Raw genomic sequence first — 19,138 nt, 5'->3', positions numbered from 1 at the left:
CGCTGCGATCAGTCGCTGACCTGGCGGCTGAGGAAGTCGATGCCGGCGTCGATGGCGCTGCCGCGGGTGACGAAGCTGGTCAGGTGGCCGCGCAGCCGCTGCAGGTAGAGTTCGCTATGCACGCCACGCTCGAGCAGCGCCTGGTGGAAGTCCTCGGCATGATCCAGCGGTACCAGGCGGTCCTGGGTGCCGTGGAACAGAAAGAACGGTGGCGCAGTGTCGCCGAGCTGGCGCGCAGGCGAGGCGAGGCGATACTGCTCGGGCACCTCGGCGCGGGTGCCGCCTAGGAACTGCACCACCAGCCGGCCGTCGTCGAACTTGAACAGATCGCTGGGCATGCCGCCAGCGAGCACCGCTTGCAGCCGCGTATGCTCGCCGCCGTGGGGGGTGGCCAACTCGGGCTGGTCGGCGCTGAGCGCGAGCAGTCCGACCAGGTGGGCACCAGAGGAGAAGCCGACCCCGACCACGCGCTGGGTGTCGATGCGCCACTCGTCGGCGTGTTGGTGCAGCCAGCGCATGGCCACCTGCAGGTCGTGGAGCTGGGCGGGGAAACGGTAGGTCGGTGCGAAGCGGTGCTCGATGTTGATCGCCACGAAGCCGGCCTCGGCCAGCTGCTCGGCGATGCCCTGCATGTCGCTGCGGTCGCGACGCTGCCAGCCGCCGCCGTGTACCACCAGGGCCGCCGGGCGCAGTGCGCTGCCGTCGTCCGCCGGCAGGTGGACGTCCGCCCGCAGTGTCTCGGGCCAGTCATCGGGGGTGTAGGTGAGCCCCTCGATGACGCGGGTTTGCTGGCTGGCACTGTGCAGCGCCGCCGGCGGCTCGAGCGGGGCATTGAGGTGACGGCTGCAGCCTGCCACCAGGAGTGTCAGGCAGAGCAGGGTGGTCAGGCGGTAATAGGGCAGCATGACGGCAGTCCGGGTGATGGTGGGTCGTATCAACTTGTACAAGCCTATATGTTCGTAGAGGCTTTGTGGATGCATTGATGCGACCCGCATCGAGCCATGGGGTTCCCACGGCTGCCGGAGAGGGCGGTGGCGCTCAGGCTTCGAGGTTGATCAGGCGGCCCTGCAGCTCGTTTAGCGACTCGGCGATACGCAGCACTTCTTCGCTGGGAATCTGGCGAATCACATCGCCGCTGTCGCGGTCGACGATGCGGGTCACGGTGCGTGAGTCGAACTCGTTGAGGTGGAACTCGATGCCGTAGGGGCGCATCACCTCGTTGATGCGCAGTACCGGTTCGGTGAGATCACCGGCCGGGGGCAGGGCGGCGGGGCCGCGCTCGGCCTGAGGCTCGGGCGCAGGCAGGGGGCTCTGGCCGAGCTGGCCAAGCATGCTCTCGAGCCGCTGCTGGGCTGTAAGGCCGTGGGTGGCGTGACTAATGTCGTTGATCAGATCGCTCATTATGTGGCCTCTCACCCTGCCGCTGGTTGTTGTCAATCCTAGTATCGGCAGGGTGAGATATTTCTTTAGGCCATACCTGTGGCGAGCGTCAGGCGTCGGCAGGCGTGGTGGTGGGGGTGGGCGTGGCCAGACGCGCGACCATGGCGCTGACCATGCGCGCCGAGTGGTCGGCGGCCTTGACCAGGAACTGCTCGAAGCTCAGGTGATTGTCGCCGCCGCCGGCGATGTCGGAGAGCGCGCGAATCACCACGAACGGGCAGCCGTAGAGGTGGCAGGTCTGGGCGATGGCGGCTGCTTCCATCTCCGCGGCGAGCATGGTGGGAAAGCGCGAGCGGGTCTTGGTGACCAGCTCGGGGCAGGCCATGAAGACGTCACCGGTGGCGATCAGGCCCTCGACCACGCGGACCTCGCCCAGCGCCTCGACGCTGTGGCGCGCTACCCTGACCAGCCGCTGGTCGGGCAGGTAGGCGGCGGGCATCTGCGGTACCTGGCCGTGCTCGTAGCCGAACACCACGGCATCGACGTCGTGGTGGCGCACTTCGCTGGAGACGACCACGTCGCCGATCTCGAGCCCTTCGCCGAAGCCGCCGGCGGAGCCGGTATTGATGATCGCCTCGGGCTGGTAGGTATCCAGCAGCAGGGTGGTGCCGATGGCGGCGTTGACCTTGCCGATGCCGGACTGGAGGATCACCACCTCGACGCCGTGCAGGCGGCCGAGGTGGAAGGTGCAGCCTACGTGCTGCCGGGTCTTGCCGTCTTCCAGCAGGCTCGCCAGGTACTCGACCTCCTGGGCCATGGCGCCGATGATGCCGATGCGCTTCATGCGAAGACGTTCCTCCACTCATCGCGTTTGGCGAGGAACTCGCGGGCGATCTGCTGTGCACCCTCGAGGCTATGGCTGGCCGCCCAGCCGCACTGCATCTCGTTGCAAGCCGGGACCTCTTCGGCCACCAGGATGTCCTCGAGGGTCTTGCGCAGCAGCTCGAGCACGTCGTCGTAGTCGTCGTGGTTGATCAACGCGACGTAGAAGCCGGTCTGGCAGCCCATCGGGCTGATATCGACGACCTTGTCGCTGTGGTTGCGCGACAGCTCGGCCATCAGGTGCTCCAGAGAGTGCAGGGCGGGCATCTCCATGTGGGCTTGGTTGGGCTGGCAGATGCGCATGTCATACTTGTGAATCTGGTCGCCGTTGTCGCCGACCTTGACCCCGGCGAGGCGCACGTAGGGCGCCTTGACCTTGGTGTGGTCGAGATTGAAGCTTTCCACGTTCATCTGCTGTTCGCTCATGATGGCCTCGCGATGCTGGGAAATGAGAGCGTTTGAAGGGCGCGTATTCTACCTGACTCGGCTCAGCCTTGCATGGCGTCGTGGACGTCGGCGGCATAGAGGGTGTTCTCGAGCAGTGAAGCGACGGTCATCGGGCCTACGCCACCCGGCACCGGGGTGATGAAGCTGGCGCGCTCGGCGGCGGGGGCGAACTCGACGTCGCCGATCAGGCGGCCGTCCTCTTCGCGGTTGATGCCCACGTCGATGACGATGGCGTCGTCGCGCACCCATTCGCCCTTGACCAGCCCCGGCTTGCCGACGGCCACCACCAGCAGTTCGGCGCGGCGCACGTGGGATTCGAGGTCGCGGGTGAAGCGGTGGCAGACGGTGGTGGTGCAGCCGGCCAGCATCAGCTCGAGGGCCATGGGACGGCCAACGATGTTGGAGGCGCCGACCACGGTGGCGTTGAGGCCGCGAACGTTGAGGCCGCTCTCCTGAAGCAGGGTCATGATGCCCTTGGGCGTGCAGGGCCGCATCACCGGCAGGCGCTGGGCCAGGCGGCCGAGGTTGTACGGGTGGAAGCCGTCGACGTCCTTGTGCGGCAGGATGCGCTCGAGAATCGGGCGCGAGTCGAGGTGCTCGGGCAGCGGCAGCTGCAGCAGGATGCCGTCGACGCTGGGGTCGGCGTTGAGCTCGTCGACGGTGGCTTCGAGCTCGGCCTGGGTGGTGGCGGCGGGCAACTGGTGCTGGACCGAGTGGATGCCGGCCTCGTCGCAGGCGCGATGCTTGTTGCGCACGTAGACGTGAGAGGCGGGGTCGTCGCCGACCAGTATCACGGCAAGGCCGGGTATCCGAGCGCCCGCCTCACGGCGCGCCGCCACCTGGCGGGCGACCTGTTGGCGTACGTGAGCGGCAATGGCCTTACCATCGATCAACTGGGCGGTCATCTACAAATCCCCTGGCACATGGTGGGCGCGGCCTGCGGGCGGTGGCAGGCGCTGAAAACGCTGTGGGCGGCGATTTTCGCATGAGAGGGGCCCGAGTCAAAGCGTCTATGTGCCGCGCTGGCGAGCCTAAGGGCTTGACCGTAGGCGAAACATCCGTAGAATACGCCTCGCATTGCCGGGGCTCAACGGGTCTCGGCAGGCCGTGCGAAATGCCGGCGGGGTGTAGCGCAGTCTGGTAGCGCGCCTGCTTTGGGAGCAGGATGTCGGGGGTTCGAATCCCTCCACCCCGACCATTTCAACCGATTGATTATGTTGAGAAAATATAGTCAAAGGGTTGTCGGCAAGAGCCTGAAGGTCGTAGAATGCGCCTATAGCTCAACCGGATAGAGCAACGGCCTTCTAAGCCGTAGGTTGCAGGTTCGAGTCCTGCTGGGCGCGCCAGGTCAGGCGTGGTCGTGGCAGGGGTCGTGGGCGGTGAGATCGATACCGCTCGTGACGACGAAATGGTGGATGTAGCTCAGTGGTAGAGCCCCGGATTGTGGCTCCGGTGGTCGTGGGTTCGATCCCCATCATCCACCCCATTCGTTGCTCGGTTGCCGGTCAGTGTCAGGTAGTGGTGGATGTAGCTCAGTGGTAGAGCCCCGGATTGTGGCTCCGGTGGTCGTGGGTTCGATCCCCATCATCCACCCCATTACCTCACTTCTTCGTGTTTCCCCTCCTGTTTTGCCTTCTCATGTGTTGCTGCGCTGCTGCCCCTGATGCCGGCGGTCATGCCCGTATTCGTCGTGTCATATCGTACATCTCGCGTGGGTGCTAGGCAGTTGGCCTTGCAAATACGCCCATCGCCCCCATTGTCGTGGCATGGCGCGCTTGCCAGCGGCTGGCGGGGTTCATAGAATTACCCCCTTTGCTCTCGCTGCGCAGCACTGCGCATCCACGCATTCAACAGACAACGCATTCATCAGAACGCCCAGTCGGTAGAGGACTATTCATGCAAGTTTCCGTCGAGACGACCTCCCAGATCGAACGCCGTGTCAAGGTTCAGGTGCCGGCAGAAGAGGTCGACAAGGCCGTTGCGGCCCGCCTCAAGGACACCGCGAAGAACGTTCGCCTGAACGGCTTCCGCCAGGGCAAGGTGCCAATGGCGGTGGTTCGCCAGCGCTTCGGCGGCCAGGTGCGTAATGAGGTGGTGGGCGAAGTGATGCGTGAGCGCTACGTCCAGGCAATCACCCAGGAGAGCCTCAACCCCGCCGGCTACCCGCAGATCGAGCCGACCGTCAACGAGTCCGGCAAGGACCTTGAGTTCGTGGCTACCCTGGAGATCTATCCGGAGGTCGAGCTCAACGGCATCGAGGGCACCGAGGTCGAGCGCCCGGTGGTGGAGATCAAGGACGCCGACGTCGACACCATGATCGAGACCCTGCGCAAGCAGAATGCGTCCTGGGAGAGCGTCGACCGCGCGGCCGAAGACGGCGATCAGGTCACCATCGACTTCCAGGGTTTCCTGGGCGATGAGCCGTTCGAGGGTGGCAGCGCCGAGAACCATGATCTGGTGCTGGGCTCCAACAGCTTCATCCCCGGCTTCGAAGAGCAGTTGGTCGGCGCCAAGGCCGGCGACGAGAAAACCCTGACCGTCACCTTCCCCGAGGACTACCAGGCCGAGAACCTGGCCGGCCAGGAAGCGACCTTCAAGGTCAAGGTGCACAAGGTCAGCGCTCAGCAGCTCGCCGAGGTCAACGAGGAATTCATCAAGCAGTTCGGCGTCGAAGAGGGTGACGTCGAGAAGTTTCGTGCCGAAGTGCACAAGAACATGACCCGCGAGGCCAAGCAGGCGGTCGACAACCGCGTCAAGCAGCAGGTGCTCGAGGCGCTCAAGAAGGTCAACGACATTCCGGTGCCGCAGGCGCTGGTGCAGCAGGAAACCGACGCGCTCAAGCGTCAGGCCGCGCAGCAGTTTGGCCTGGGCGAAGACTTCGACGTCTCCCAACTGCCCAACGAGCTGTTCGCCGATCAGGCCAAGAGCCGAGTGCAGGTGGGGCTGCTGCTGGCCGAAGTGATCAAGTCCGGTGAGCTCGAGGCCAGCGACGACGAGATCAAGGCCAAGGTCGAGGAGCTGGCCCAGCAGTACCAGGAGCCGGAGCAGGTCATCGAGTACTACCTTGGCAACGACCAGCTCAAGAATCAGCTCAAGTCGGCGATTCTCGAAGAGAAGGCGGTCGACTCGCTGCTCGAGCAGGCCACCGTCAAGGACGTCGAGATGTCCTATGAGGAGGCGCTGCAGGCGGCCCAGCAGCAGGCCGAGGCCGGTGATGCCGAAGACGACGAAGACGCCGCCGCCAAGGAGTAACCTCCTGGCAAGCGTTGACAGGCCCGGCATCCGCCGGGCCTTGCGTCATGGTGTAAGGTAGACGATAGCCGGGTCACTCCGGCTGCTTACCACAGCGGATTAAAGGACATCACACAGATGGGCAACGAGTTCGATATTCAAAACGCCGGTGGCCTGGTGCCGATGGTGGTCGAGCAGAGTGCACGCGGCGAGCGGGCTTACGACATCTACTCGCGCCTGCTCAAGGAGCGTGTGATCTTCCTGGTGGGGCCGGTGGAAGACTACATGGCCAACCTGGTGGTAGCACAGCTGCTGTTCCTCGAGTCCGAGAATCCGGACAAGGACATCCACCTCTACATCAATTCGCCGGGTGGTTCGGTGACTGCCGGGATGTCGATCTACGACACCATGCAGTTCATCAAGCCCGATATTTCCACCGTGTGCATCGGCCAGGCGGCGAGCATGGGTGCGCTGCTGCTGGCCGGCGGTGCGAGCGGCAAGCGTTTCTGCCTGCCCAATTCGCGGATGATGATTCACCAGCCGCTGGGCGGCTACCAGGGGCAGGCGTCGGATATCGAGATCCACACCAAGGAGATTCTCAGTATCCGTCACAAGCTCAACAAGATTCTCGCCGACCATACCGGCCAGGACATTGAGACCATCGCCAAGGACACCGATCGTGACAATTTCATGAACGGCGCCCAGGCGGCAGAGTACGGTCTGATCGATGCCGTGCTGGATAAGCGTCCGGCATCCTGATAGCGTGATTTCCCACTGAGATTTCACGATAGGCAACTCCGGCGGCTTAGAGGCCGCCGTCCGTAATGAGGTACGCGAATGGCCGACGGCAAAGGTAAGGACGACAGCGGCAAGCTGCTTTACTGCTCGTTCTGCGGCAAGAACCAGAACGAAGTCCGCAAGCTGATTGCAGGCCCGTCCGTGTATATCTGCGACGAATGTGTCGATCTGTGTAACGACATCATTCGCGAGGAAGTCCTCGAAGCCGATGCAGAGGGCGACGAAGATCGTCTGCCGGCTCCGCGCGAAATTCGTCATACCCTCGACGACTATGTGATTGGCCAGGACCGCGCCAAGATGGTGCTGTCGGTGGCGGTTTACAATCACTACAAACGGCTGCGTGCCGATGTGAAGTCTGACGATGTGGAGCTGGGCAAGTCGAACATCCTGCTGATTGGCCCGACCGGCAGCGGCAAGACGCTGCTGGCCGAGACCCTGGCGCGACTGCTCAATGTTCCCTTTACCATCGCCGATGCGACCACGCTGACCGAAGCGGGTTACGTGGGTGAGGACGTCGAGAACATCATCCAGAAGCTGCTGCAGAAGTGCGACTACGATGTCGAGAAGGCCCAGAAGGGCATCGTCTACATCGACGAGATCGACAAGATTTCGCGCAAGTCGGACAACCCCTCGATTACCCGCGATGTGTCGGGTGAGGGTGTCCAGCAGGCGCTGCTCAAGCTGATCGAGGGCACTACCGCCTCGGTGCCGCCCCAGGGCGGGCGCAAGCATCCGCAGCAGGAGTTTCTGCAGGTCGACACCGGTGACATCCTGTTCATCGTCGGCGGCGCCTTCGCCGGACTCGACAAGGTCATCCGTGACCGCGCCGAGAAGGGCGGCATCGGCTTCAATGCCGAGGTCAAGAGCAAGGACGAGAACAAGGGCGTCGGCGATCTGCTGCTCGGCGTCGAGCCCGAGGATCTGGTCAAGTTCGGCTTGATCCCCGAATTCGTGGGCCGCCTGCCGGTGATTGCCACCCTCACCGAGCTCAGCGAGGATGCGCTGGTCCAGATTCTCACCGAACCCAAGAACTCGCTGGTCAAGCAGTACGCCAAGCTGTTCGACATGGAGGGAGTGGAGCTGGACTTCCGCGAGGACGCCCTGCGCGCCGTGGCGGGCAAGGCGATGGCGCGCAAGACCGGTGCCCGTGGGCTGCGCTCGATTCTCGAGTCGGTGCTGCTCGATACCATGTACGAGATCCCCTCGCTGGAGGGCGTCACCAAGGTGGTGATCGATGAGTCGGTGATTGCCGGCGATAGCGAGCCGCTGCTGATCTACTCTCAGAAAGACGAGAGCAAGGTGGCTGGCAAGGACGGCTGAGCACGCCACCGATCCGCGCACGGGGCCATGCCAGTCATGGCCCCGTTCGCTTGTAAAGTGCCGGCGATGCCCCCATCACCAGACCAACCACCCGATTTTGAGGAACGTCTGCGATGCAGCAGAACGCCGAACAGACCCTGAGTCTGCCCCTTCTTCCCCTGCGCGATGTGGTCGTCTATCCGCAGATGGTCATCCCCCTGTTCGTGGGCCGCGAAAAATCCATCCAGGCCCTCGAGGCCGCCATGGAAGCCGACAAGCGCGTCCTGCTGGTCGCCCAGCGCGAGGCGGGCCAGGATGATCCTGATACCCAGGATCTGTTTGCGGTTGGCACCGTGGCCGAGATCATGCAGCTGCTCAAGCTGCCCGACGGCACCGTCAAGGTGCTGATCGAGGGCGCCTCGCGTGCCGATGTCGGCGCCATCAGCGTGACCGAGGCCGGCTACACCCAGGCCAGCGTGACCCTGCGCGAGAGCGTGCCGCTCACCGAGCGCGAGCAGGAGTCGCTGGTGCGCGTACTGCTCAACCAGTTCGAGCAGTACGTCAAGCTGTCCAAGAAGGTGCCCAACGAGGTCTTGAGCTCGCTGTCCGGCATCGAGGATCCGAGCCGGCTGGTGGATACCGTCTGTGCGCATCTGTCGCTGAAGATCAACGACAAGCAGCAGCTGCTGGAGATGGACCGCGTACGCGATCGCATCGAGCACCTGATGGCGCTGATCGAGTCCGAGATCGACCTGCTGCAGGTCGAGAAGCGGATCCGTTCGCGGGTCAAGGACCAGATGGAGAAGTCGCAGCGCGAGTACTATCTCAACGAGCAGATGAAGGCCATCCAGAAGGAGATGGGCGAGCTCGAGAACGTGCCCAACGAGGCCGAGAAGTACGAGACCGCGATCGAGGAATCCGGGATGCCCAAGGAGGCCGCCGACAAGGCGACCCAGGAGCTGGGCAAGCTCAAGATGATGTCGCCGACCTCCGCCGAGGCCACGGTGGTGCGTTCCTACCTCGACTGGCTGATCTCGGTGCCGTGGAAGAAGCGCACCCGGGTCAAGCACGACCTGGTACGCGCCGCGGCGGTGCTGGATGAGGACCACTACGGTCTGGAGGAGGTCAAGGAGCGCATCCTCGAGTATCTCGCCGTGCAGAAGCGCGTCAAGAAGCTCAAGGGGCCGGTGCTGTGCCTGGTGGGCCCGCCCGGGGTGGGCAAGACCTCGCTGGGCCAATCGATTGCTCGGGCCACCAATCGCAAGTATGTGCGCCTGGCGCTGGGCGGGGTGCGCGATGAGTCGGAGATTCGCGGTCACCGCCGTACCTACATCGGCTCGCTGCCGGGCAAGATGGTCCAGCGCATGAGCAAGGCCGGGGTCAAGAACCCGCTGTTCCTGCTCGATGAGGTCGACAAGATCGGCATGGATCATCGCGGCGATCCGGCCTCGGCGCTGCTCGAGGTGCTCGATCCCGAGCAGAACGACAAGTTCAGCGATCACTATCTGGAACTCGACTACGATCTTTCCGAGACCATGTTCATCTGCACCGCCAACTCGATGAACATTCCCGGGCCGCTGCTCGATCGCATGGAGATCATCCGTCTGCCGGGCTATACCGAGGACGAGAAGCTGGCCATCGCCAGGCGCTACCTGGTGCCCAAGCAGCTCAAGGCCAACGGCTTCAAGGACGGGGAGCTGGAGATTGGTGACGATGCGCTGCTCGAGCTGATCCGCTACTACACGCGTGAGGCAGGGGTGCGAGAGCTGGAGCGCCAGATCGCCAAGGTCTGCCGCAAGGTGCTGCGTGAACGGCTCGAGGCGGAGGCCAAGGAGGGCGCCCAGGCGCCGCGCATGCTGGCGGCGGTGGATATCGAGCCCCACGCCGGGGTGCGCCGCTACAGCTACGGCTTGGCCGACCAGGAGAATCAGGTCGGCCGTGTCACCGGCCTGGCGTGGACCTCGGTGGGCGGCGAGCTGCTCAACATCGAGTCGGTGGTGACTCCGGGCAAGGGGCGGATCAACAAGACCGGTTCGCTGGGCGACGTGATGAAGGAGTCGGTGAGTGCCGCCCAGACCGTGGTGCGGGCGCGGGCCGTGGCGCTGGGCATCGACCCTGAGCGCTTCGAGAAGGAGGACCTGCATATCCACGTGCCAGAGGGGGCGACCCCCAAGGATGGCCCGAGTGCGGGGATTGCGATGGTCACGGCGATGGTCTCGGCCTACACTGAACGACCGGTGCGCTGTGATCTGGCGATGACCGGTGAGGTCAATCTGCGCGGCGAGGTGATGCCGATCGGTGGCCTAAAGGAGAAATTGCTGGCCGCTCGGCGGGGTGGTATAAAGAAAGTGCTTATACCTGAAGAAAACCGCCGCGACCTCAAGGAAGTACCGGACAACATCAAGAATGCCTTGGATATCATGCCAGTGCGCTGGATTGATGAAGTTCTGGATGAGGCGCTGGTGGCAAAGCCTGGCGTCAAGAGTGACGATCAGCGCTCAGATGATAAAGGTGCCTCGCACTCAGTGATCAGTACGCATTGATGCTATTTTCTCCACCATGATTGAAGGTGAAGTCAGTCATGGTGGGGCTTGGCGCCAAGTGTTGCTTGACAGATCTTTGCGTGCATTGCTATAAATCACGCTTTGACGTGATCGTGTATGCCGATAAAAGATAGCGCCGATTAGAAGTCAATTTCCGAAATAGTCAAGGGGTGAAGTGTGAACAAGTCCGAGCTGATCGAAGCCATCGCTGCATCTGCAGATATTCCCAAGGCGGCTGCTAGCCGTGCGCTGGACGCCATGGTGGATAGCGTGACTGACAGCCTCAAGAAGGGCGATTCCGTTTCTCTGGTAGGGTTTGGTACCTTTACCGTCAAGGAGCGTGCTGCGCGTACCGGCCGTAATCCTCAGACTGGCCAGCCGATCGAGATCAGTGCTGCCAAGGTGCCAAGCTTCAAGGCCGGCAAGGCACTCAAGGATTCGGTCAACTAAGCAGGGCCCATGCCCCGCGGACGTGCCGTATGCCGCCAGGCGCATCGCGAAAGCGGTGCGCCTTTTTATTGGTCGCCATCCTCACCGTGTGAGACGACGATAGTCGTCGCCGGTGGCGTCCGGGTATAATGGTCGCCTTCTCGATCTCCAGGGATTTCGTGCCACTCTTCAGCTGAGGCTAGCATGCTGCAAAGTATTCGGGACCGCTCCAAGAGTTGGGGCGCCAAGATCATCATCGGTGCCGTCGTGGTGACCATGGCCCTGTTCGGGGTCGATTCGCTGGTGACGCTGTTCACCGGCAGCCCGGACGACGTGGCCGAGGTCAATGGCCAGACCATCACCCGCCAGCAGGTGGAGATGAACGTGCAGCGCGCGATCCGCAGCGGCCAGGTGCCGCCGGAGCAGGAGCGGGCGCTGCGTAATCAGGTTCTCGACGACCTGATCACCGAAGCGCTACTGGACAGCTATGCTGCCGATGGCGGCCTCTACCTGTCGGAGAGCCAGCTCGACCAGCTGATCGTCACGCTGCCGGAGTTTCAGGATCAGAACGGCCGCTTCGACGCCGACCTGTTCCGCAATCGCCTGGCCAGCGCCGGCTACTCGCCGACCAGCTTCCGCGAAGAGCTGAAGGCCGATATGCAGCGCCAACAGCTTCAGCAGGGGCTGGCCTTCAGCGACTTCACGCTGGCCAGTGAGCGCGAGCGGCTCGGCGAGCTGCAGCGCCAGACCCGCAGCTTCCGCTATCACCTGCTCGACGATGACGATCTCGATACGTTACCGGAAGCCAGTGAGGAGCAGCTCGAGAGCTACTACGAGGCCAACGCCGATCGCTACCGCCGCCCCGAACAGGTGCGCCTCGAATACGTGATCATCGATCGTGAAGAGATGGCCGCTGAGCACGAGCTCGACGAGGAGCTGCTGCGCGAGGCCTATGCCGAGCGCGGCCGTGATGCCGAGCGCCGCGTCTCCCATATCATGGTGACCTTCAACGGCGAGCGCAGCCGCGAGGAGGCCGAGGCACGCCTCGAAGAGGTGCAGGCGCGCCTCGATGAGGGCGATGACTTCGCCGACCTGGCCGAGGAGTACTCCGACGATACCTCCACCAGCGAGGCGGGCGGCGATCTGGGCACGGTCAGCCGTGGATTCTTCGATGACGCCTTCGAGGAAGCGGCCTTCAGCCTGGGCGAGGGCGAGACCTCGAACATCGTCGAGAGCGGCAACGGCTTGCATCTGATTCGCGTCACCGAGCTCGACATGCCCAGCTTCGACGCGATGCGTGACGACCTGCAGCGCGACGCCGCGCTGTCCGAGGTCACCGATGACTTCAACCGTCGCGTCCAGCAACTGATCGATGACAGCTTTGCCGCTGACGACCTGCAGAGCGTGGCCGACGACATCGGCCTCGAGCTGCATACCACCGACTGGGTGTCACGGGACGATGCCGACGGTGTGCTCTCCGAGCCGGGAGTCATGGACGCCGCGTTCAGCGACGACGTGCTGGTAGAGCGTTTCAACAGCGAGGTGCTCGAGCTCGACGATGACCGGCGCATGGTGCTACGGGTCGCCGAACACCGTGAGGCGACGCTGCTCGAACTCGACGACGTGCGGGATCGGGTCGAGGCGTCGGTGAATGCCAACCTGCGCCGCGAGGCCCTGCGTGAGCTGGCAGAGACGCAGATCGAGGCGCTTCGCGACGGCGACGAGCTGGAGATCGACTGGCAGAGCGCCGATGAGGTCGATCGACAGTCCGGCGCCGCACCGCGGGCGGTCATCCAGGCCGCCTTCAGGTTGCCGCAGCCCGATGACCAGCCGCGCTACGGCCATGTGGTCGACGGCGACCGGGTGGCGATTATCGCCCTGGATAGCGTCGGCAGCGGTGAGGTGGATGCCGAGGTGGACGGGTTCGTGACCCAGATGTCCGAGCGCCTACGCGCCCAGGCAGCCATCCAGGGGCTGCTCGAGTACCTGCGTAGTACCGCGGAGATCGAGCGCCTCTAGGGAAACACTAAACAAATGCCTGCGCGAGCGAATCGCTGCGTTGCGCGGTGCTGGTGCGCCAGCCCGGTCGGAATCCTCACCTATACCCCATAGGCTCCGGTTCCTGCGCTCCGTGCGCCTTGCGCTTCATCTCGCTCGGCGATGTGTTCAGCGCTTCCCTATGCCATTCTGCAGATAGGTAAACGCGTGGCTTCGGCCACGCGTTTTTTTGTCTGAAAGATGTTATAAAGTAACGATACTGGCGATGCGACACCGAGGTGGCGATGCAACACGGCGATGACAACCCGGGGCTGATACCGGTACACGTGGTGACCGGCTTTCTGGGCAGCGGCAAGAGCAGTCTGATCCGCCATCTGGTGGCACATAAGCCCGCCGAGGAGCGCTGGGCCATCGTGATCAACGAGTTCGGCCAGGTGGGGATCGACCAGGCGATGTTCGAGGCGCGGGATGACGTGGTGGTCAAGGGGCTGCCGGGGGGCTGCTTGTGCTGTCAGCTGGCGTTCGTGCTGCAGGCCGCGCTGGTCAACTTGATTCGCCGCGAGCGGCCCGATCGTATGATCATCGAGCCGTCGGGGCTGGGACATCCCGCCGGACTGCTGGATATGCTGCGCGGCCAGGCCTTCGACTCGGTGTTGGAGGTGCGTGAGATTGTCACGCTGCTCGATCCGCGGCGCCTGGACGACCCGAAGGCTCGCGAGCACGAGACATTTCGCGACCAACTGCTGATGGCCGATGCCGTGGCCTTGACCATGACCGATTTGAGCAGCGCGGCACAGCGGCGCGAGGCCCTGCGCTACGTGGATGCGATGTGGCCACCCAAGCGCTGGGTGAACGAGGCGCCCCACGGGCGCTTGTCGGCGTCGCTACTGCTCACGGCACCGGCCACCGGCTCTGGCCAGAGGCCGCCCGGCGTGGATCACCGGGAGCCGCCGGCGGCGGTGCTGTTAGACGAGTTCAGCTACCGAGAGCCGGCGCCGGGGCAGCCTTGCTTCGAGGCGGGGGAGGCGCTGGGCCATGCCAGCATCGGTTGGCGCTGGCACGCCTCGGACTGCTTCTCGCTGGACGCTTTGACGCAGCTGCTGGACGGTCTCGATCGTCGCTTGCGCGTCAAGGCGGTGTGGCACACCGACGTCGGCTGGCGGCTGTTCAACCGCAGCAACGGGCGCAGCGAGCTGTCACCCAGCGCCTGGCGGCGCGATTCACGGCTGGAGGTGATCGGCGCAGCCGGCACGCTGCCTGACGGCCAGGCGCTGGGTGAGCGCCTGGCCGAGTGCCGGCTGGCCGCCGCCGCGTCGACCTGAGGCCTTCAGCTGGGCGGCAGGGCGAACTCCAGCAGCTGCGGCGGGCGCTCGCCCTCGATGCGCACTTCCCAGCCGCGCTGCGGCTGCCAGTCGCCGAGGACCAGGCGCCGCGCGGGCTGGCCGTCGACCTCTAGCACGTGTATCGCGGGGCGGTGGGTGTGGCCGTGGATCAGGGTCGCGACGTCGTGCTCGATCATCGCCCGGTCGACCTCTTCCGGGGTCACGTCCATGATGTCCTCGGCCTTGTTGGAGTTGGCCTCGCCGGACTGCTGGCGCAGGCTCTTGGCCAGTTCGAGCCGCGCCTCGAGCGGCATCGCCAGCACCTGGGCCTGCCACTGCGGGTCGCGGGCCTGGGCGCGAAAGGCCATGTAGGCGGCGTCGCGGGTGCACAGGCTGTCGCCGTGCATCAGCAGCACCGGCTTGCCGCCGAGTTCGATGCGGTAAGGGTCGGGCAGCAGGGTGGCGCCGCAGGCCTCGGCGAAGCGTGTACCGAGCAGGAAGTCGCGATTGCCGTGCATCAGGAACAGCTGGGTGCCGCCGTCGCTGAGCGCCCTGAGTGCCTCGACCACGCGTACCGCCAGCGGATCCCTCTCGGGGCTGTCGAGGATATCGTCGCCGATCCACGCCTCGAACAGGTCGCCGAGGATGTACAGGGCGTGCGCTTGGCTGGCGCTATCCGCGAGGTAGGCGAGAAAGCCCTCGGTGACCTCAGGGGCGCTGGGATGAAGGTGCAGGTCGGCGATCAGCAGGGTGGTCATGGCATGGCTCCACAGGCATCAGGCGATATAAAACGCCCGCGCGATGGCGGGCGTTTCGATCTGGCATCGGGGTCAGGCGTCCTTGAGGTAGGCGCGCTGAATGACCACGTCCTCGGCAGGCACGTCGGCGTGCATACCGCGGCGGGTGGTCGGCACCTCCTTGATGCGCTCGACCACCTCCATGCCCTCGACGACTTCGCCGAACACACAGTAGCCCCAGCCCTGGATCGACTTGCCGGTATGGTTGAGGAAGTCGTTGTCGGCGACATTGATGAAAAACTGCGCCGAGGCGGAGTGCGGGTCCTGGGTGCGCGCCATGGCCAGCGTGCCGGTGAGATTCTTGAGGCCGTTATCGGCCTCGTTCTCGATCGGGTCACGGGTCGGCTTCTGGTTGAAGTCGGTGTCGAAACCGCCACCCTGGACCATGAAACCATTGATGACCCGATGGAACAGGGTGCCGTCATAGTGGCCGTCGGTGACGTACTGTTCGAAGTTGGCGGCGGTCTTGGGGGCCTTGTCGTGCTCGAGGCGGACGACGATGTCACCGAAATTGGTCTGCAGAACGATCATGTGGGCTTCCTGAGGGTCTGTGAGGGTGCGCCTTGGCGTAGCGCGTCTGCGTCACGCTATAATAGCCGTTTTGCATCGACACGCGAAGCCGCAAGGGCAGGGACATTGCCCGCCTTGGGCCGAGGCGGTCGCCATCGCGCCAACCAGAGGTTTGCTCTCACACCATGACCACCGATACTACCAGCGCGCCGAATTTCATTCGCAACCAGATTCGCGACGAGATCGAGGGCGGTCGTGGCGACAAGATCGTCACCCGCTTTCCTCCGGAGCCCAACGGCTTTCTGCATATCGGGCACGCCAAGTCGATCTGTCTGAATTTCGGGCTCGCCGAGCATTTCGGTGGTGACTGTCATCTGCGCTTCGACGACACCAACCCGGCCAAGGAAGAGCAGGCCTACATCGACGCCATCAAGGCCGACGTCGAGTGGCTGGGCTTTCAGTGGGCGGGTGAGGTGCGCTTCGCCTCGGACTACTTCGACCAACTCTACGCCTGGGCACAGCATCTGATCCGCGAGGGCAAGGCGTATGTCGACGATCTCTCGCCGGATGAGATCCGCGAGTACCGCGGCACGCTCACCGAGCCCGGCAAGCCGAGCCCGTATCGCGAGCGTTCCGCCGATGAGAACCTCGACCTGCTGGAGCGCATGCGCGCCGGCGAATTCGATGAAGGGGCCAAGGTGCTGCGCGCCAAGATCGACATGGCCGCGCCCAATATCAATCTGCGCGACCCGATCCTCTATCGGATTCGCCATGCCCACCACCACCAGACCGGCGACAAGTGGAAGATCTACCCCTCCTATGACTTTACCCATGGTCAATCGGATGCCCTGGAGGGCGTGACCCACTCGATCTGCACCCTGGAGTTCGAAGATCACCGCCCGCTCTACGAGTGGTTCCTGGCCAACCTGCCGGTGCCCTGCGTGCCGCGCCAGATCGAGTTTGCGCGCCTCAACCTCAACTACACCCTGACCTCCAAGCGCAAGCTCAAGCTGCTGGTCGATGAGCAGATCGTCGACGGCTGGGACGACCCGCGCATGCCGACCATTTCCGGCATGCGCCGGCGCGGCTATACCCCCGGCTCGATCCGCAAGTTCTGCGACATGATCGGCGTGACCCGCGCCGACGGCGGCCTGGTGGATATCGCCATGCTGACCCATGCGATCCGCTCTGACCTCGAGGACAACGCCCCGCGCGCCATGTGCGTGCTCAAGCCGCTCAAGGTGGTGCTGACCAACGTGGCGGAGGATTTCGAAGAGGTCTATGACGTGCCCGGTCATCCGGCCCGCGATGACCTCGGCGTGCGTAAGGTGCCGTTGACCCGTGAGCTGTACATCGACCACGACGACTTCATGGAGGAGCCGCCCAAGAAGTTCTTCCGCCTGGCGCCGGGCAAGGAAGTGCGCCTGCGCAACAGCTATGTGATTCGCTGCGACGACGTGGTCAAGGACGCCGCCGGCGAGATCGAGGCGCTGCACTGCTCGGTGGACTTCGACACCCTGGGCAAGAACCCCGAGGGGCGCAAGGTCAAGGGCGTGATCCACTGGGTCAGCGCCGAGCACGGCGTACCCATGGAGGTGCGCCTCTATGACAACCTGTTCCAGGTCGAGCAGCCGGACAAGGACAAGGACGCCGACTTCCTCGAGCACCTCAACCCCGAGTCACTGCAGGTGTGCCAGGCGATCGGCGAGCCGAGCCTTGCCGAGGTCGCGCCGGAGAGCCGCTTCCAGTTCGAGCGGGTTGGCTACTTCTGTGCCGATCGTCATGCCTGTGCCGACGGCAAGCGGGTATTCAACCGCACGGTAGGCTTGAAGGACACGTGGGCCAAGGTTCAGAAGCAAGAGGCCCAGAAGCAAGAGCCAGGTCACAAGAAGGGCTGATATGCAGATCTACAACACGCTGACGCGGCGCAAGGAACGCTTTACCCCCATCGAGCCGGGACGGGTGCGCATGTACGTATGCGGCATGACCGTCTACGACTACTGCCACCTGGGGCATGCCCGGGTGATGGTGGCCTTCGATGTGATCACCCGCTACCTGCGTGCTCGCGGCCTTGAGGTGACCTATGTGCGCAACATCACCGATATCGACGACAAGATCCTCAAGCGCGCCGACGAGAACGGCGAGAGCATCGGCGCGCTCACCGAGCGCATGATTGCGGCCATGCACGAAGACGAGGCGCGGCTCTTCGTGCTGCGTCCGGATGCCGAGCCCCGCGCCACCGGCCATATCGACGAGATCGTCGCCATGATCGAGACGCTGATCGACAAGGGCTACGCCTACGCGGCGGACAACGGCGACGTCTACTACCGGGTGCGCAAGTTCGAGGGCTACGGCAAGCTCAACAACCGCGACCTGGACGAGATGCGCTCCGGTGCGCGGGTCGAGGTCGAGGCGCACAAGGAGGACCCGCTCGACTTCGTGCTGTGGAAGGCGGCCAAGCCTGGCGAGGCGAGCTGGCCGTCGCCGTGGGGCGAGGGGCGCCCCGGCTGGCACATCGAGTGCTCGGCGATGTCGACCTGCTGCCTGGGCGAGACCTTCGACATTCACGGCGGCGGGCCGGATCTGACCTTCCCCCACCATGAGAACGAGATCGCCCAGTCGGAGGCGGCCACCGGCAAGCCCTACGTCAACACCTGGATGCATGCCGGGGCGGTGCGCGTGGACCAGGAGAAGATGTCCAAGTCGCTGGGCAACTTCTTCACCATTCGCGAGGTGCTCGAGCACCACGACCCGGAAGTGGTGCGCTACCTGCTGGTGGCCAGCCACTACCGCAGCCCGATCAACTACGCGCCCGACTCGCTGGCCGAGGCGCGCAAGTCGCTGGAGCGGTTCTATACCGCCCTCGATGGCTTGGATCTGGAGGGCGTCAACGAGGCCGACAGTGAGGTGCTGGTCGAGACGCAGCGCGCCTTCAACGCCGCCATGGATGACGACTTCAATACCCCGGTGGCGCTGGCCGCGCTGTTCGACCTGGTGCGTGAACTGAACCGTGCGCGCAAGGAGACCCCAGCGGCGGCCCCCGGCTTGGCGGTGGGGCTCAAGCGGCTGGCCGCCGTGCTCGGCCTGCTGCAGCAGGATCCGGCGCGCTTCCTGCAGGGCGGCGATACCGCCTTGCCGCTGCCCGCCGACGATATCGAGGCGCGCATCGCAGCGCGTGCCGCCGCCAAGCAGGCCAAGGACTTCGCCACCGCCGATCGCATTCGTGATGAGCTGGCAGACCTGGGGATCGAACTCAAGGACTCCCGTGAGGGCACCACCTGGGTACTGGCCAGCGCCGACGATTGAGCGCAGTGGTCTGCCGTATCTCGATGCTGGCGTGATCGCCATCTGACGCCCGGCTCACCGCAAGGTGGATCGGGCGTCTTGTGTTACATAGGTGAGCAGTATATTGCTCACTTCAAGGCTGTATCGCCTTTTCTGTGCAATATATCGCTATATAGTCTGTCGGGGGTTGTCGTCTCAGGGCGCGGTTTGACAGCCT

At 64.2% G+C, this 19,138-nt stretch carries 16 protein-coding genes and 4 tRNA genes; 13 read left to right on the top strand and 7 right to left on the bottom strand.

The window, feature by feature from the left end; translation table 11 throughout:
- Positions 1 to 8: 8 nt before the first annotated feature.
- The 5 genes from BWR19_09975 to BWR19_09955 all read right to left on the bottom strand — a co-directional run bounded on the left by BWR19_09975 (position 9) and on the right by BWR19_09955 (position 3,614).
- Positions 9 to 905, bottom strand: a complete 897-nt coding sequence (locus BWR19_09975; GenBank protein APX93231.1) for a lipase — start codon at positions 903 to 905, stop codon at positions 9 to 11.
- 133 nt (positions 906 to 1,038) lie between these two features.
- Positions 1,039 to 1,401 (bottom strand): hypothetical protein, encoded by a 363-nt coding sequence (locus BWR19_09970; protein ID APX93230.1) that lies wholly within the window; start codon positions 1,399 to 1,401, stop codon positions 1,039 to 1,041.
- Positions 1,402 to 1,489: 88 nt separating this feature from the next.
- Complete coding sequence (locus BWR19_09965) at positions 1,490 to 2,224, bottom strand: 5'-methylthioadenosine/S-adenosylhomocysteine nucleosidase (GenBank protein ID APX93229.1); 735 nt, start codon at positions 2,222 to 2,224, stop codon at positions 1,490 to 1,492.
- Positions 2,221 to 2,688, bottom strand: a complete 468-nt coding sequence (locus BWR19_09960; GenBank protein APX93228.1) for an S-ribosylhomocysteine lyase — start codon at positions 2,686 to 2,688, stop codon at positions 2,221 to 2,223. Before BWR19_09960 ends, BWR19_09965 begins: the two co-directional genes overlap by 4 nt.
- Before the next feature lie 62 nt (positions 2,689 to 2,750).
- A complete protein-coding gene (locus BWR19_09955; protein ID APX93227.1) occupies positions 2,751 to 3,614 on the bottom strand; it encodes a bifunctional methylenetetrahydrofolate dehydrogenase/methenyltetrahydrofolate cyclohydrolase in 864 nt (287 codons plus the stop codon).
- Between the two features lie 216 nt (positions 3,615 to 3,830).
- On the opposite strand from BWR19_09955, the gene BWR19_09950 reads away from it, so the two are divergent.
- From BWR19_09950 to BWR19_09900, 11 genes are all read left to right on the top strand, one after another.
- Positions 3,831 to 3,907 (top strand) — tRNA-Pro (locus BWR19_09950).
- A 71-nt stretch (positions 3,908 to 3,978) separates the two neighbouring features.
- Positions 3,979 to 4,055, top strand: a tRNA-Arg gene (locus BWR19_09945).
- A 65-nt stretch (positions 4,056 to 4,120) separates the two neighbouring features.
- A tRNA-His gene (locus BWR19_09940) sits at positions 4,121 to 4,195 on the top strand.
- A 35-nt stretch (positions 4,196 to 4,230) separates the two neighbouring features.
- Positions 4,231 to 4,305 (top strand) — tRNA-His (locus BWR19_09935).
- Positions 4,306 to 4,605: 300 nt separating this feature from the next.
- Entirely contained in the window at positions 4,606 to 5,961 is a 1,356-nt protein-coding gene (locus BWR19_09930; GenBank protein APX93226.1) for a trigger factor, read from the top strand.
- A gap of 117 nt (positions 5,962 to 6,078) precedes the next feature.
- The gene (locus tag BWR19_09925; GenBank protein APX93225.1) at positions 6,079 to 6,699 is read left to right on the top strand and encodes an ATP-dependent Clp endopeptidase, proteolytic subunit ClpP; all 621 of its coding nucleotides are present in this window, start codon (positions 6,079 to 6,081) and stop codon (positions 6,697 to 6,699) included.
- A gap of 78 nt (positions 6,700 to 6,777) precedes the next feature.
- Positions 6,778 to 8,058, top strand: coding sequence for an ATP-dependent protease ATP-binding subunit ClpX (locus BWR19_09920; protein ID APX93224.1), 1,281 nt, complete (start codon positions 6,778 to 6,780; stop codon positions 8,056 to 8,058).
- A gap of 113 nt (positions 8,059 to 8,171) precedes the next feature.
- A complete protein-coding gene (locus tag BWR19_09915) occupies positions 8,172 to 10,580 on the top strand; it encodes an endopeptidase La (GenBank protein ID APX93223.1) in 2,409 nt (802 codons plus the stop codon).
- A 177-nt stretch (positions 10,581 to 10,757) separates the two neighbouring features.
- Entirely contained in the window at positions 10,758 to 11,030 is a 273-nt protein-coding gene (locus BWR19_09910) for a DNA-binding protein HU (protein APX93222.1), read from the top strand.
- Positions 11,031 to 11,213: 183 nt separating this feature from the next.
- A complete protein-coding gene (locus tag BWR19_09905; protein ID APX93221.1) occupies positions 11,214 to 13,028 on the top strand; it encodes a peptidylprolyl isomerase in 1,815 nt (604 codons plus the stop codon).
- A 263-nt stretch (positions 13,029 to 13,291) separates the two neighbouring features.
- On the top strand, positions 13,292 to 14,329 hold the full coding sequence (locus BWR19_09900) for a GTP-binding protein (protein APX93220.1): 1,038 nt from the start codon (positions 13,292 to 13,294) through the stop codon (positions 14,327 to 14,329).
- A gap of 5 nt (positions 14,330 to 14,334) precedes the next feature.
- On the opposite strand, the gene BWR19_09895 is transcribed toward BWR19_09900, so the two are convergent.
- Both BWR19_09895 and BWR19_09890 read right to left on the bottom strand, forming a co-directional pair.
- Entirely contained in the window at positions 14,335 to 15,087 is a 753-nt protein-coding gene (locus tag BWR19_09895; GenBank protein ID APX93219.1) for a UDP-2,3-diacylglucosamine diphosphatase, read from the bottom strand.
- Between the two features lie 72 nt (positions 15,088 to 15,159).
- Complete coding sequence (locus BWR19_09890; GenBank protein APX93218.1) at positions 15,160 to 15,657, bottom strand: peptidylprolyl isomerase; 498 nt, start codon at positions 15,655 to 15,657, stop codon at positions 15,160 to 15,162.
- 164 nt (positions 15,658 to 15,821) lie between these two features.
- Between BWR19_09890 and BWR19_09885 the strand changes: the two genes are divergently transcribed.
- Both BWR19_09885 and BWR19_09880 read left to right on the top strand, forming a co-directional pair.
- Positions 15,822 to 17,534, top strand: a complete 1,713-nt coding sequence (locus BWR19_09885; GenBank protein APX93217.1) for a glutamine--tRNA ligase — start codon at positions 15,822 to 15,824, stop codon at positions 17,532 to 17,534.
- 1 nt (position 17,535) lies between these two features.
- Positions 17,536 to 18,942: a cysteine--tRNA ligase gene (locus BWR19_09880; GenBank protein APX93216.1), complete on the top strand. Its 1,407-nt coding sequence runs from the start codon at positions 17,536 to 17,538 to the stop codon at positions 18,940 to 18,942.
- The last annotated feature ends 196 nt before the right edge of the window (positions 18,943 to 19,138 follow it).

Source organism: Halomonas sp. 1513 (assembly GCA_001971685.1).
Lineage (GTDB): Bacteria > Pseudomonadota > Gammaproteobacteria > Pseudomonadales > Halomonadaceae > Franzmannia.
Note: the sequence above shows the minus strand (reverse complement) of the source record. Positions and strands in the feature narration are given on the sequence as shown.

What these genes read in the sequence shown, in the direction of transcription:
- BWR19_09960 (APX93228.1), bottom strand. Translation starts at nt 2,688, where the DNA reads ATGAGCGAACAGCAGATGAACGTGGAAAGCTTCAATCTCGACCACACC.
- BWR19_09895 (APX93219.1), bottom strand. Translation starts at nt 15,087, where the DNA reads ATGACCACCCTGCTGATCGCCGACCTGCACCTTCATCCCAGCGCCCCT.
- BWR19_09900 (APX93220.1), top strand. Translation starts at nt 13,292, where the DNA reads ATGCAACACGGCGATGACAACCCGGGGCTGATACCGGTACACGTGGTG.
- BWR19_09920 (APX93224.1), top strand. Translation starts at nt 6,778, where the DNA reads ATGGCCGACGGCAAAGGTAAGGACGACAGCGGCAAGCTGCTTTACTGC.
- BWR19_09930 (APX93226.1), top strand. Translation starts at nt 4,606, where the DNA reads ATGCAAGTTTCCGTCGAGACGACCTCCCAGATCGAACGCCGTGTCAAG.
- BWR19_09955 (APX93227.1), bottom strand. Translation starts at nt 3,614, where the DNA reads ATGACCGCCCAGTTGATCGATGGTAAGGCCATTGCCGCTCACGTACGC.
- BWR19_09885 (APX93217.1), top strand. Translation starts at nt 15,822, where the DNA reads ATGACCACCGATACTACCAGCGCGCCGAATTTCATTCGCAACCAGATT.
- BWR19_09965 (APX93229.1), bottom strand. Translation starts at nt 2,224, where the DNA reads ATGAAGCGCATCGGCATCATCGGCGCCATGGCCCAGGAGGTCGAGTAC.
- BWR19_09970 (APX93230.1), bottom strand. Translation starts at nt 1,401, where the DNA reads ATGAGCGATCTGATCAACGACATTAGTCACGCCACCCACGGCCTTACA.
- BWR19_09905 (APX93221.1), top strand. Translation starts at nt 11,214, where the DNA reads ATGCTGCAAAGTATTCGGGACCGCTCCAAGAGTTGGGGCGCCAAGATC.
- BWR19_09975 (APX93231.1), bottom strand. Translation starts at nt 905, where the DNA reads ATGCTGCCCTATTACCGCCTGACCACCCTGCTCTGCCTGACACTCCTG.
- BWR19_09915 (APX93223.1), top strand. Translation starts at nt 8,172, where the DNA reads ATGCAGCAGAACGCCGAACAGACCCTGAGTCTGCCCCTTCTTCCCCTG.
- BWR19_09890 (APX93218.1), bottom strand. Translation starts at nt 15,657, where the DNA reads ATGATCGTTCTGCAGACCAATTTCGGTGACATCGTCGTCCGCCTCGAG.
- BWR19_09880 (APX93216.1), top strand. Translation starts at nt 17,536, where the DNA reads ATGCAGATCTACAACACGCTGACGCGGCGCAAGGAACGCTTTACCCCC.
- BWR19_09925 (APX93225.1), top strand. Translation starts at nt 6,079, where the DNA reads ATGGGCAACGAGTTCGATATTCAAAACGCCGGTGGCCTGGTGCCGATG.